The sequence below is a fragment of the Domibacillus sp. F004 genome (assembly GCF_057814295.1).
In genome coordinates, this window is the sequence record NZ_JBVATB010000004.1 from 194,780 (window position 1) to 208,324 (window position 13,545).

The window sequence follows — 13,545 nt, forward strand, 5'->3', positions numbered from 1 at the left end:
CCCCCTTTCTAAAAGAGAGAAGATTAAGTATCTAGAAATTCTTTTATACGCTTAGAGGTATTCACAACTTTTTTACTCTGTTCTTTTACTGCAAATTTAACTGCCCCTTCAAGCTTCCCTCCGCTATCGTAAGTAAATTTAAACTCATGGACAGTAGGTGACAATTGTGGAATTGTGCCCCCATTTATTCCTCTTTTCGACAAGATACCCTGCAATAATTCAAGGGAAGGGGCGAAGCCCATTTTCCGAGATACATTCAGGGCTCGATAACGAAGTTCCTCATTATTTAATTGCTGGTAAACCTGAGCCAAATAAAAGAAGTATTCAGCAATCCATTCTCTATTTTGTTCAGTTTCGATAGCTAATGAGATATAGTAGACTGACTGTTTGAAGAAGTTATTTTTCTTACTATCATCTGTTTCATTAATCCCTTTATAGTACAGGGACTTGCCTATAATTAATAAGTCTCTGCTACTATATTGTCTACTCTTAACATTCCTATGTCCCAATGATACAGCAGCATTTAGACAGGTTAGAGGATCAAACTTTGTGAATTGGTCATCCGTCGCGTTTAAGCCCACGGAGACACTTTTTGAAATTGCAAATCCAACTGGATTAAATACGAGTCTTGCAACATTGATTCCAGATCTGACCTTACTGTAAGTGACAAATGCTTCATAGTAAAATAGCCAGTATAAAGGGTTTTTGGGTTCAATTTGAATTTGTTTTTGCAATTTATCCAATCCCGAAGCTCCTAAAACAGCATCACTTAATGCTGTAACAATAGGTAGTGAAGAAATTTCCTTCTTTACCTTTCGAGATATGTCGCCAACACTTGTGATCTTGGTGTCCAAAACAGGAGCCATCTGTTTAGATGGTGAGGCTGGTTCAACGACTCTCTCCACCAGTTGGATTTTTTCGTTTTTCTTAATAACAATTGATTTTGATAGATAATCATGAAGACCTTGTTTCTTTTTGGTCCATCCTATTATTAAGATTCCTATAATGGTGAATCCCGAAAGATATTTGGCAAACAATCTCACCAGTGCTTTACCAAAAGAAACTCTTTCCCCAGCCTCATTCGTAACAATGATACCAACAGCTTGTTTACCAATTGTCCCTTGTAATACTGAACTCTCCATGCCCACAAAATAAGCAGTTCCAATCAAAAAATTAATAAAACCAAACCCTTCATGAATCGAGTAAAGAATGAAACAAGGAATTCCAACAACAAAAACGTCAATCCAATAGGCCAAAAACCTCAACCAAAAACCAGCATGGGGATACACAAGTTCTTTTCCCATGCGCCTTAAGTCCTGGCCCCCCCCTAATAATTTACCCGATATACTGCGACCGCAGTATGGGCAAAATTTAGCTTCAGAAAAAGTTCCTAACCCACAATGTGTACAAGACATCTAGATTCCTGCTTTCATAGATATAGCACCTTAATAAAAAAATACATAAAGTAGCATGCTCACTATATAGTAATTTATATCCGTTAATATAGTACCATTATTTGAATACTTAGTAAATTATTATTTATTTCAATAGGCTTTGTATATTATTGATTTGTACATATCTGCTTTCTGAATGACATGATTGAGATAATTATTTTTATTACTTTCTTGCGAAGCCCCTTCATAAGACGGTAACTGATAATGCAAACTAATATTACTAAAATGAAATTTATCAAGTGGGGTTTCATCGCTTTGGTTGCATTATTTTTTCTTAGTCTTATTATAAATGCCCCATTAACCTTAATAGGTCTGGCTGTTCTTGCTTATGGTATTTATGAATTGCGAAATAAGAGGCAAGGACGAAACAAGGTTTCAAAACCTGGATGGGTTGTCGCGACAGGGATCTTTCTTCTCCTTATCCTTCCTTCTTTCTCTGACTCTACAAATGTAAATGAAGTCACTCAAGAACAGGAGAAAAAACAAGAAGAGTTAGAAGAACAAGAAAAAGCTCTTGCAGAACGCGAAAAAGAATTGGCCGCTAAAGAAACAGAATTAGAAGATAAACAGAAGCAAAAAGAGCAGACAGCAAAAGAAGTCGCTGATCCGGCAACTACAGCAGTTGTAAATAAGGAACAAGCAGCCAGTTCGCTTCCTGACGGTTTAATTGCTGCTACGGTAAATAGTGTAGTAGATGGTGACACAATTAAAGTTACTATAACAGTCCGTCTGATTCTTGTTGATACACCAGAAACAAAGCATCCACAGAAAGATGTGCAACCATTTGGTCCAGAAGCATCCACTTTTACGACTGAACAGCTGTCGGGTATAGAAGTGAAGATTGAACCCGGCATCGAGGAACGGGATCAATACGGCCGTCTTCTTGCTTACGTGTATACCGGAGATAAAATGTTTAATAAAATGCTGTTAGAAAAAGGATTAGCTCGTGTAGCTGTATATCCACCGAATACGCAGTATCTTGATGAATTTAAAGCGCTACAAGCTACAGCGAAAGAAAAGAAAATTGGCATTTGGTCTATCAAAAATTATGCGACGGAAAATGGTTATAATTCCGAGTCAAATAAAGAGCCTGAGGCGATACCTGTTCCAGTTCAAGAAGAACCTAAGCCCATTCCTGTTGTTGAACCAGAACCGGTTGCTGAACAACCTGTTGCGCAATATGAGTCCTATCAGAACTGTACAGAGTTGAGAAAAGTGTTTCCAGCTGGTGTCGCTTCCGATCACCCTGCCTATGAATCACAGCATGACCGTGATAAAGATAATTGGGCCTGTGAGTCGTAATTTTCTAATTTAAAAAAGCTCATCTAGCCTGTCTCTTTTTGAGACAGGTTTTTTCTTTTATAACGAATAAGAACTTACGTTTCAAAAATCATTTAAGTACATTTCACTCTTTACTGTCACTAATGAACATTCATGTGAGAGTCACTTTGTACTTTGAGCCGTTTTGAAGAAGGACTTTTTATCATTTAGAATCTAAGTATTACTGTCCCAATGATTTTGCGCCTTAGAAATCATCCTGATACGTCTGACAAATCGCATCATTTCTGACCTACAATGCTATATTCTTCCCTTATGGTTTGCAAAGGAAAAAAGCTTCACTGTTTTCAATATATTTGATAAAATTAGGTATTAACGTCCCATTAAGAAAGGATTGAAATTTAAATCAGGTGTGTGTCTGGCCTTTGTTCATAAATAACATGTTGCAACGAATGCCACGTTCAGAGCTGAAAAATTTGTTCCCCTTCTTCCGATTGACGATGGCAATCTTCCCTTTAAATTGATTATAAGTACCCTGTCTAGTGTACCTAATGATTGCTATGGTTTTGAATCAAGGGAAAAACTCGTTATTTTTTATTTAAAAACAACAAGAAAGGAATGATCAACGTGGAAAAAGGTACATCGTTTATTAAAAGAAGTTGGAAATACATTGCAACGGCCGTTGTTGCTTTGTTTATTGGAGCAGCCACCGGTCCTTCTCCGGGTGAATTGGATGCAGCAAACAAGTCAATTAAGGAATTGACCACAGAAACAGATACACAAAAATCTAAGATTGATACCCTTACAGCAGAAAATAAGGAACTGTCCACTAAAGTAAAAGAAGCAGAACCATACTTTGCAATGGCTGAACAGGAACGTACGAACAAAGCGAAAGAGGCAGAATTAAAAGCGGCTGAACTAAAAGCACAGGAGCAAGCGAAGAAGGAAGAAGCTGAGCGTCTTGCTGCAGAAAAAGTAAAAGAAGAAGAACGCCTTGCCGCTCAAAAAGCTGAAGAGGAAAAACGCAAAGCTGAAGAAGCGGCCGCCGCTGAACTGGCTGCAAGAAGCGTTACTCTTTCAGCTGGTAAATATGTTGTCGGCCGTGATATTGATCCGGGACTTTATGATGCGAAAGCTGCTTCTGGACAAGGAAACTTCTCCGTGGTGGGTTCTGGTGAATGGGGCGACTTAAAAGTAAATGAGATGTTTGGTGTTGGCGGAGGATTCTACAATGATTCTTTTAATAATGTTGAACTTGAAGATGGCGATGAAATTGAGCTTAACAATGATTTACAGATACACTTTGTTCCAAAATAATAATCGAACTATAGGGAATTGAAACACCTCTTACTTTTTTCTCATAATCATGAAAAATCAAAGTTATAACAAATGTCCCGTTACGAGGCGATTATATGCGTTAACTTGTCGCCAGCTAATAACACCTAAAAACACTTACAAATATGTGAGTGTTTTTTGCTATCACTAAAGAAAAAACACATCATTTTATTGACGTATCATAATTGATTCATTTTATTAATCAGCGCTTGTTTTGTTGGACTCGTATAGAGCATCGTTATCTGTGCGCTCACATTTCCTGCTTGATTGGCGACTTCATAAAGGCCCATAACTTTTTGAAGACATAAAATTGTTCTTTTAACAGAGCTTTATTTTTGCTCAATTTTATAGATTAGTCTATAAAAAATAAACAATGAAGCGGTTTAAAGTACTTACTTATCCCTTAGAATTAATTAGAGGTCTTCAATTTTATTGTAGTAATCATAATCTGATAATAAATAGAGCGTGTTATATAAATTCTGCTTAATTTCTCGATATTGCGAAGCTTTTTACCTAATTAAACCAAAGAAGAGGAACAATTTTAAAATTATCGTACTTTATCATTAATAATTGAATTAAGCGTACATTTCCAATTCAATAAAGTACATTTTTAATTCAACCTGTACACTTCAGGTTTTATCCCCTACACTTTGGGTTCGTAGCCTTACAAAAAGGATTTATGAGTACCATTCCGTATAATTTCGGTCTAAATTAGTACAAAACGGGTTTAAAACAGTACATTTTTAACTTTATAAAGTACATTTTTAATTCCCGAGCGTACATTTTGGATTGGATAAATTACAAATTTAACTCTATTCCCTACACTTTGGGTTCCTTGGAAGTGTGAAATCCTCTTTTGAGTATGGAAATAAACTACTGGCAACAAAAGCGGATGAATAATAATTAAGCAGTAAAATAGATGGTAAAGCATATCTTGCTTTACCATCTTTTTTCGTTTTATTTACTAAGAGTGATTAATAAACTTCTCTAATTGGAAATTAGGATTCATCTTTTTATATGTTCCAAAACTCCTGTTTTATGAACATGTCGTTTAATATTTTGCGGCGTGTTTTTTCGTGTCGGCTGTTCAAAAATATTTCGCAATGAATCGCCCCTTAACAACAATTGCTAATGTAGGAGCAAACATATGAATTAGATTTGTTGAAAAAAAGGTAATTTACATAATTCGGAAAGATAATAACAGTATAAACATTAACATAGATTTGAAATTAGACGTATATTATTTAATCCAATTCTATCTGTACCTAATCTCAATTCAATTATCTCGATTTCTGCAATTGATTTCTAAAGGTCGGTTATTTACAAAATAATGGAAGATTTTTCATTGTGAAAAAATCTATCTCTTAATTGATTACTTTCTCCCGTTTTAAAGGAGCATTATTACGAGTAGTACAAGGATAATGGGACGCATAAGTTAAGTATGGGTGCTGGTTGCCTAAATAACAATAAAGGTGTGATCCCATGAGTACTAGCGTGAATCCATCCGATCCGAGTACCATTCCAAAGTTTGTTGACAAACTTGAAAAACCGCCTGTTGCTCAGCCCGTTGATCATGATTGTTATCCTGAAGGCTCTTACTATAAAATCGTAATGAGTGAAGCAAGACATAGATTCCATAAATGTTTTCCGAAGACACGAATTTGGGGGTACGATGGAATAAGTCCTGGGCCTACCATCGAAGCAACGAAGGACAAAACCACTTATGTGAAGTATGTGAATAAGCTACCTGAAAAACATTTTCTTCCAATTGATCATACCCTTCATGGTGCTATTGATACGCCCGAGGTTAGGTCTGTCGTTCATCTTCACGGGGCAAATGTAGACTGGAAGAGCGATGGTCATCCTGAGGCATGGTATACTCAAAATTATGAAAAGACAGGGCCCACTTTTAGAAGAAAAGTACACGCTTATACAAACCATCAGCCTGGAACGACACTTTGGTATCATGATCATTCCATGGCGCTTACAAGATTAAATGTTTATGCGGGGCTCGCAGGCTTTTATCTGCTTCGTGATTCGCTTGAAGAAAGACTTCAACTGCCCAGTGGAAAATATGAAATACCTTTAATGATACAAGATAAATCTTTTAATGAGGATGGTTCTCTTTTCTATCCGGACTCTCCCCCATTTCCTGTATCTGTCCACCCTTCCATCACACCGGGCGTTACAGGAAACACCATTTTAGTAAATGGCAAAGTATGGCCCTATCTCAGGGTAGAACCGAGAAAATACCGTTTTCGGATTCTCAATGCCTCCAATAGAAGAGGATATGTATTAAGCTTGTCAAACGACAAAACGTTCTTCCAAATAGGCACGGATGGGGGATTTCTAACGAAACCTGTCGAGCTAACATCCGTTGAATTGCTCCCATCTGAACGAACGGATATTATTATTGATTTTTCAAAGATGAAAGGACAAGAGTTTACGCTAAAAAATACCGATACAGAATTTTCAGATGAGCACACAAGTGTTATTATGCAATTCCGGGTAGATCTCTCTCTAACAGAAAAAGATAAAAGTAAAATCCCAAAAGAATTGTCTCCTCTAATGGACCTGCACAAACATCATGCTCACATTATAAGAGATTTGCCCTTAAGTAATTCTAGGGATGAGTATGGACGGCCCATGTTGATGCTGAACGATCGTATGTATCATGAGCCGGCTACTGAAAAACCATCGCTCGACAGCATTGAAATATGGAATTTCATCAATTTAACGCCGATCCCGCATCCCATTCACGTTCACCTCGTTCAGTTTAAAATCATTGAGCGGCGGCCATTCAATAGAGAACGTTACCAACGTGATGGGGTGATTGAATTTACAGGGCCAGCAGAGGAACCCCGGGATTACGAGAGAGGCTGGAAAGACACGGTGAAGGCCGATATTGGAAAGATCACCAAAATTATTATGCATTTTAAAGAGCATACAGGTAATTACATCTGGCACTGCCACTTCCTTGAACATGAAGACCATGACATGATGAGACCTATCCGAATTATTAAGGATGCTCATCCTGTGCAGCTTCCTCATGCTGGAGACACACATACTGAAGAGAATCCTACGCCAGAGAGTTCTCAAGCTGATGATTCCTCTTCTAACTGATTCAATAAATTCAGAGATCGAAACAGAAGACACCGTTCGAATTAATGAACGGTGTCTTCTGTTTCGATCGACTTAAAGTGTCTAATAATTGAAGGTGAAGTTTTTATATGGCGAAATTTACGATAGATGAAAAAACAAGGTGCTATTCAAAGATACTTAGATAGGTAAAGGAGAGATTCAACGATCGCTCAAAATTATTCATTGATCGAGAGCGTTTGAATAGAATTCTAGGCATCGGCTTGTTAAAAACACATAAAGTCGAAAGATTACGTATTTTCTGGGTGATCATCTATTTCTTTATTAAAAGCTCGAAGAAGTGCTTTTTGATTGACCATTGCATATGAAGCTTAATAGAAGGATCTTTCATAGGTATGCGAAAATTTTTAAGTAGGTTTCTAACTTATATTTGCAATATAATTTTCCTGAATGGCCTTTAACACTGGAAAATTATGTCCTAAAACTCCTGAGTTATTGAACAATGTTTAGTTTAAATGATTCATCCAAGCATTTAACCCTTCCTATATAACAAAACCCTGTTCATTAATATATGTTCATTAAGTATCTTCTTTTTATGTTTCTGAACAATTTCCACAATAAGGACACCGTGCTACAAGTACCCCTTTCTAAAACGCGTCAGATTCGTTTCAATGAGCAGTACATCTTTTTCATGGAGGAAGCGGAAAATGCGGATTTACACCGATTAGATTTTGGTACAAGCCTTATGAGACAAATTTGAGACCTATTGTAGCACCTAAAACCATCCCTATAAAAACAAGTCTTCTCCACTGTTTTGACTCGCCATATAAAGCCATACCTAAAATTGCTCCACCAGACGCACCAATTCCTGTCCAAATTGCATAAGCTGTACCCATAGGAAGTGTTTTCATTGAATAAGCAAGAAATATAAAACTTGCTCCAAATCCTAGAATTAATAAAAGTAATGATTGCCAATTACGGTCTTTATGCAATTTATTTATCATGACAACACCAAACATTTCACACAAACCTGCCAAGATTAAAGAAATCCATGCCATTAGGATTCATCACCTTCCTGAACTTTGTCCTTTGTAACTAATTTCAAGCCAATTACCCCTGCTAATAAAAGTAAAATCAAGAGTACTTTTTCCACTTTAAATGATTCTCCAAAGAATAGGATTTCAGAAAAGACAGTTCCTGTTGTACCTAGACCAACAAAAACTGCATATACAGTTCCCACGGGAATTTTTCGTCCAGCCATAATCATTAAATAGAAGCTGATAAAGATAGCAATAACAGTTCCAACCCAAGTCCAAAAGTCATCAGCGTGTTTTAAACCAATAACCCAAAAAATTTCAAAGAAAGCAGCAACAAATACTTTAATCCAATCTTTATTCATCTAAAAGACACCTCCAATTTTATTATTACCAAAAACAAAAAAGCCTAAGAGATAACTGTAAAACAGTATCTCCCAGGCTTTTATCCTTCCGTGACACAGCATAGCTGTGAGTTTTCTCTCGGACCAGACCAGCACTCATTACTGCGGAACCCTAGAAAACATTTAACTTATATAGTTACTTTATATCATACACACAATTAAACCTTATTCATATGTAAAATATGGTGATAAGTGGACTTATGGTAATGGATTAAAGAGAGTTTTATTTGGAACGATAATACTCTGTTCTTATTTAATTAAAGGGCGCTATACTGGAACAAGGATAAGCGCTCATTTTCCATTTCAGGGCCAAATTATGGTATAGTTTCTTCAAATAAAGTAACTTAATAACTAGATTATCTTATTGGAAGCATACAGATAGTCAATAATTTTTTTCATTAGAAAGGATTGATATAGTATCGAATTAAGACATTTAGAATATTTTTTAATGGTCAGTAAAGAACTACATTTTACAAAAGCAGCTGAAAAATTAGGAATTTCGCAACCAACTTTAAGCCATCAAATTAAAATGCTTGAACAAGAGGTAGGCTATGCACTTTTTAACCGTATTGGTAAGAAGATTGAACTTACTAAGGTGGGAGAAATTGTACAACAAGAAGCATTGAATATTCAATCTTCCTTACAAAGTATATCTTCTCAAATTAAAGCATTTACAAAAGTAGAAATCGGGGAATTGAAAATTGCTGTGTTACCAGGAGAAATGACTGATTTGGTATCTACTTTGTGTATTAAATTTAACCAATTATACCCGAACATAAAAGTGTTTGTTCAAAGTACTGATCAAGTGGAAAAGGCTGTTTTAGAGAATCAAGCTGATTTTGGCATTGGTTTTGAAGTCAATCGCTATGATATGTTGCAGGTGACGAAATTGTATGATGAAGAATTTTACCTGATTAGTAATCAAAATAATCGAGAGCAGAAGGTTTCATTTTCCGCTGTTTTAGACAGTTCTCTTATTTTATTTCCCAATATGCATCAATGCAGAAAAATACTTGATAAAACGAGTATTGAGGTTGGCAGGCAGTTAGAACCTATTGTCGAAACGTCTAGCATTGAATCGATCTTGAAGCTTGTTCGAAATGGGATTGGCCGCAGTGTTGTCTCGCGTACATTATATGAATTTTATGATACAGAGGATTTATTTTTCCAACGTATTGAAAAACCATCTTTGACTAGATCAGTTTATCTCGTGATGAAAAAGAATTGTTTTATCAATTATGCAGCACGTAAGTATATTAACTTATTAGTACGTGAAATCGAAAGGCTACATTTTCATACAGAAAAAGATGAGATAGCTTCTTTACAAAGTTCTATATTATAGTTTTTATCTATTATTATCATAGAAATGATTGAATTGATAAATGATAAAATCCTCTTTACAATGAATACAAGTTCATGAAGATGAGAACTATCAAACTGTAAAGGGGATTTTCAATTATGTTTCAAGAAGTAGCAGGTATTAAAATTCCAGATTCTCGATTGGCGAAAGATGCAACAGATATTTTACGGGAGCATGGTGATGACTTGTTGTGGAACCATTCAAATCGTGTATTTTTATTTGGTGCAGTCAACGGAAAAAAGGCGAAGCTGAATCATGATTTAGAGTTGCTATATGTCAGTGCTTTATTCCATGATTTAGGCTTAACAAAAAAGTACAGTAGCCCAGATTTACGGTTTGAAGTAGACGGTGCAAATGCAGCAAGAAGTTTTTTACAGCAGTATCAAATTCCAGATGTTTCGATTCGTCTTGTATGGGATGCGATTGCGTTACATACGACGCCAGGAGTTGCTGAACATAAAGAGTCTGAAGTGGCACTACTCTTTTCTGGTGTTGGTTTAGATGTAATGGGAGATGGTTTTGAGCAATTTCCTGACGATTTGCGTGAGGAGATTATAAAAGCGTTCCCGCGAAACAATTTCAAAAAGGAAATTATTCCAGCGTTTTATGAAGGATTTAAGCATAAGCCAGAAACGACTTTTGGCAATATGAAAGAAGATGTTATTCAACATTTTAGACCGGAATATAAAAATAAGAATTTCTGTCATTGTATTTTACATTCACCATGGTCAGAATAAGAAACAGAAATGACAACCTTTTGTGCATGTATAAAATAATAATCTGGCAATAAGCAAAAAAAGTGTTCATATAAAAGAATTGTTTAGATTAGCCGCCGATCTGTCAGCAGAAAGGCGGCAGATTTTTATTACTGGAAGAGCTTAGCGGCTTCAATTAGAGATAAAACAACTTGTACACCGGTTAATTTTACGAACTTTTTCAATGAGATTTACAGCGGCACGTAGTTCATCAGGTGTTATTCTCTTTTTCTCCATCTCGCTTGCGAAGGCCGCCCAGTCTATCCCAATGTCATGTAATTCATCAGGGACGAGAAAATAGGTCATCGGAACATCGTACACTTTTGCAATATTCTCCAATAATTCAATACTAGCCTTAATCTCGCCACGTTCGACTTTTCCAAGTGTCCCGTGACTATAATTGGTCTTAAGTCAACTAAATACTCGAAAAAACATTGATACATCAACGTTTTGACCAATCACCCACATTCACCATATGCAAATTCTATACATCGCCGCAAATCAGCCGTTTCAGCCCTGTTTCATTCGTCACTGGTACAGCGATCCTGCATATTATCCGGCTGTTTTGGATGAATGAATTATGCAATGAAGATAAAAACACCCGATGAAGAGGATTTGATATGAGGGAGTATGAGTAAATCGATTAATGTCTCTTTCCAGATGAAGTGTGCCATTGGATCGATTGTAAGTGAAAACAACACGTTTATCATTTAATCATTATATACATACCGTTTCTTACATCCTCTTGCAGTTTGCTCCTACTAATACTGCCTAAATTACAATTATCCGTTTTATCTTCAAACTCCATCCACAAAAGGTTTGGATCACCCTTATCCATTTTCACGTTAATCATCTGACCATTTTTATCTTGGATACGAAACATCACGTTTCACCCCTTATTTGTTTGATTTTCCTTTAATATACTTCTTAACACCTTTACAATTCTTTATTCGATAAGTTCCTCCAATGTCACGTATTCACCATTTTTTATCTGCTCTAATCCTTCTTCAATATCTGCCCACTCATCATCAGAAATTTCTTCATCTTCATAGGGAATTAATTCATCAAAAACTTCCTTCAATCTGGGTAACATTAATCCAACAAAGATTTATTTCTCTTGTTGTTTATTCATTTGCGCCATCATTTGATTGATTTTCTTTTGTGATGGTTTCATTCCCATTTGCATCATCATCATTCGCAAACGTTGATACAACGGGCTTCGCCAGCTAACGATAACGCCTTAAGTTGTGTAAAAAAAACATACCTCAAACCGACTTTATTGTCTACATTTAAGCAGAGCTTTCAATGGAAAGTGGTTAATCATTCATTGGTTATTCTGTTCTCACATCGTTTATATGGCTCACTGGGATGAGAGTCTCGTTCGCTTTAAAAATGTTCTTCTTATGCCATTTAAAAAACACCTTATTTTCAGAGTGAATTTTTATCTTAGTTAATGGCACCAAGCCATACAGCGGATAGTCTTCCTCACAGATGATTGAAGAAATGTGCAAACGTCCTTGACCGTCAAAAGCAATTAAACCTCTGTCATAAAGGGCATCATGATTACAACAAAGCAAAACGCCGTTATGTGGGTCTAAACGTTCTGCATTTGTGCCGTCTTTCCAAGGCTTTGAATGGCTTGCTCTTAGTAATTCTGGTAAGTTTATACCGCATAGAGCACATTTACTTTGCCATAAAGGCATTAACTTCTTTCTGAACTTTTGCTGCCCCAATCGGATTTTTGTTTTTACCTCAGATTCGGTCTCGGTAATCACTGGAATAAGTGTATTGTGTTCAGTTCTTCTTACATCATCAATGGACAATTCTAGTTGTTCTTTATCCACTTGATAAATGTTTAACTCGCTAATTAGCTCAAGTAATTTGATGGCTAATTCTTCGTTACATGGATATAAGTAACCTTGATTACCATTTGCATCATCCTGGAATGGTGAGTATTTGACGGGCAGCAGCGGTAAGATTTCTTCAAATTTGTCACGCACATTAACCGCTCTATCTAATTCATGATATTCTAAATTCACTAGATATCCTTCATTTTTCCATTCATTATGACTTTGCAAAGTATCTGGTTTACTGGCTGCTTTACAATCTTCTTTGGCAATGCTCACAGCCACGATGTTTCCTTTTACATAATGAAATACTTGGTCTCCCTTTTTTACTTCTGTCATTCGCAACCATGAATGTGGCACAGTGTTTCCTTTACCTTGCTGTGGAGACCAGATGATTCCTAAGTCTTTTTCTTCTTGATAAGTACGACCCTGCATAACAATAAAACTGTTCAAATTACTTCCTCCTACAATACATACGCTTATTAATACTTTCTATTTTACATTAAATGTTTTATTAAATTCACATCAGCAGGTTATTCATCTTGAACCGCTAGAAACTTTTACCCTGTAGAAAAAAGGCTGCATACTACCCATTTGCTTTTCTTCAAGCTAGAATAAAATCACTCTTTTAACAATATGAATTCTTTGGCATTTTCCTGGAGTAATGACTTGTAAATCTGGATCGGTTGAAAATCTGATTGTAGTGTAGATAGATGTACGAAGCTTTTTGAGTAAGGAACATGGTCGCTGGAATCCTAAAGTGCTCTCTCACTTTTAGGAATTTTAACAGTAGCCATTCTTCATTGAACAAGCAACTTCTCTTACATATAATCCACTGAACAGGGAAAAACAATTAAAAGCACGGAATATTTGTCCATGCTTCTCTCTAACATTATTTATTTTGGAGGAGTAAGTTGCAGTTGCCATGAAACGCCAAACCTATCGACAACCTAACCAGACTTCTTACTAAAGGAATAAT

Annotated in this window: 11 protein-coding genes, 2 pseudogenes and 1 riboswitch; of the genes and pseudogenes, 5 read left to right on the forward strand and 8 right to left on the reverse strand. The window is 36.2% G+C overall.

Annotated features, from left to right (window positions below; all coding sequences use genetic code 11):
- Positions 1–23: 23 nt before the first annotated feature.
- On the reverse strand, positions 24–1,415 hold the full coding sequence (locus ACZYRN_RS12535) for an RDD family protein (protein WP_488911929.1): 1,392 nt from the start codon (positions 1,413–1,415) through the stop codon (positions 24–26).
- 294 nt (positions 1,416–1,709) lie between these two features.
- On the opposite strand from ACZYRN_RS12535, the gene ACZYRN_RS12540 reads away from it, so the two are divergent.
- The 3 genes from ACZYRN_RS12540 (at position 1,710) to ACZYRN_RS12550 (ending at position 7,190) form a co-directional block, all read left to right on the forward strand.
- Positions 1,710–2,756: a thermonuclease family protein gene (locus tag ACZYRN_RS12540; protein ID WP_488911930.1), complete on the forward strand. Its 1,047-nt coding sequence runs from the start codon at positions 1,710–1,712 to the stop codon at positions 2,754–2,756.
- A 603-nt stretch (positions 2,757–3,359) separates the two neighbouring features.
- On the forward strand, positions 3,360–4,049 hold the full coding sequence (locus tag ACZYRN_RS12545; RefSeq protein WP_488911931.1) for a coiled-coil domain-containing protein: 690 nt from the start codon (positions 3,360–3,362) through the stop codon (positions 4,047–4,049).
- Positions 4,050–5,549: 1,500 nt separating this feature from the next.
- On the forward strand, positions 5,550–7,190 hold the full coding sequence (locus ACZYRN_RS12550) for a multicopper oxidase family protein (RefSeq protein WP_488911932.1): 1,641 nt from the start codon (positions 5,550–5,552) through the stop codon (positions 7,188–7,190).
- 719 nt (positions 7,191–7,909) lie between these two features.
- Here ACZYRN_RS12550 and ACZYRN_RS12555 read toward each other — a convergent pair.
- The gene (locus ACZYRN_RS12555) at positions 7,910–8,224 is read right to left on the reverse strand and encodes a DMT family transporter (RefSeq protein ID WP_488911933.1); all 315 of its coding nucleotides are present in this window, start codon (positions 8,222–8,224) and stop codon (positions 7,910–7,912) included.
- A complete protein-coding gene (locus tag ACZYRN_RS12560; RefSeq protein ID WP_488911934.1) occupies positions 8,224–8,565 on the reverse strand; it encodes a DMT family transporter in 342 nt (113 codons plus the stop codon). Before ACZYRN_RS12560 ends, ACZYRN_RS12555 begins: the two co-directional genes overlap by 1 nt.
- 67 nt (positions 8,566–8,632) lie before the next feature.
- A riboswitch (guanidine-I (ykkC/yxkD leader) is annotated at positions 8,633–8,731 on the reverse strand.
- Between the two features lie 291 nt (positions 8,732–9,022).
- On the opposite strand from ACZYRN_RS12560, the gene ACZYRN_RS12565 reads away from it, so the two are divergent.
- Positions 9,023–9,946 carry a LysR family transcriptional regulator gene (locus ACZYRN_RS12565; RefSeq protein ID WP_488912049.1) on the forward strand — a complete coding sequence of 308 codons (924 nt, stop codon included), beginning with the start codon at positions 9,023–9,025 and terminating at the stop codon, positions 9,944–9,946.
- 116 nt (positions 9,947–10,062) lie between these two features.
- Positions 10,063–10,701 carry an HD domain-containing protein gene (locus ACZYRN_RS12570; RefSeq protein ID WP_488911935.1) on the forward strand — a complete coding sequence of 213 codons (639 nt, stop codon included), beginning with the start codon at positions 10,063–10,065 and terminating at the stop codon, positions 10,699–10,701.
- A gap of 150 nt (positions 10,702–10,851) precedes the next feature.
- Here the strand turns inward: ACZYRN_RS12570 and ACZYRN_RS12575 are convergent.
- The 5 genes and pseudogenes from ACZYRN_RS12575 to ACZYRN_RS12595 form a co-directional block, all read right to left on the reverse strand.
- Positions 10,852–11,115 (reverse strand): annotated as a pseudogene (locus tag ACZYRN_RS12575) (helix-turn-helix domain-containing protein); the annotation flags it as partial.
- Positions 11,116–11,425: 310 nt separating this feature from the next.
- Complete coding sequence (locus tag ACZYRN_RS12580) at positions 11,426–11,602, reverse strand: hypothetical protein (protein WP_488911936.1); 177 nt, start codon at positions 11,600–11,602, stop codon at positions 11,426–11,428.
- A gap of 63 nt (positions 11,603–11,665) precedes the next feature.
- The gene (locus ACZYRN_RS12585) at positions 11,666–11,812 is read right to left on the reverse strand and encodes a hypothetical protein (RefSeq protein WP_488911937.1); all 147 of its coding nucleotides are present in this window, start codon (positions 11,810–11,812) and stop codon (positions 11,666–11,668) included.
- Between the two features lie 15 nt (positions 11,813–11,827).
- A pseudogene (locus tag ACZYRN_RS12590) lies at positions 11,828–11,926 on the reverse strand (YneF family protein); the annotation flags it as partial.
- Positions 11,927–12,050: 124 nt separating this feature from the next.
- Positions 12,051–13,019, reverse strand: a complete 969-nt coding sequence (locus ACZYRN_RS12595) for an HNH endonuclease (protein ID WP_488911938.1) — start codon at positions 13,017–13,019, stop codon at positions 12,051–12,053.
- Positions 13,020–13,545 lie beyond the last annotated feature (526 nt).

Coding starts and splice junctions, on each gene's coding strand:
- ACZYRN_RS12585 (WP_488911937.1), bottom strand. CDS start 11,812: ATGTTACCCAGATTGAAGGAAGTTTTTGATGAATTAATTCCCTATGAA.
- ACZYRN_RS12555 (WP_488911933.1), bottom strand. CDS start 8,224: ATGGCATGGATTTCTTTAATCTTGGCAGGTTTGTGTGAAATGTTTGGT.
- ACZYRN_RS12580 (WP_488911936.1), bottom strand. CDS start 11,602: ATGTTTCGTATCCAAGATAAAAATGGTCAGATGATTAACGTGAAAATG.
- ACZYRN_RS12560 (WP_488911934.1), bottom strand. CDS start 8,565: ATGAATAAAGATTGGATTAAAGTATTTGTTGCTGCTTTCTTTGAAATT.
- ACZYRN_RS12535 (WP_488911929.1), bottom strand. CDS start 1,415: ATGTCTTGTACACATTGTGGGTTAGGAACTTTTTCTGAAGCTAAATTT.
- ACZYRN_RS12570 (WP_488911935.1), top strand. CDS start 10,063: ATGTTTCAAGAAGTAGCAGGTATTAAAATTCCAGATTCTCGATTGGCG.
- ACZYRN_RS12550 (WP_488911932.1), top strand. CDS start 5,550: ATGAGTACTAGCGTGAATCCATCCGATCCGAGTACCATTCCAAAGTTT.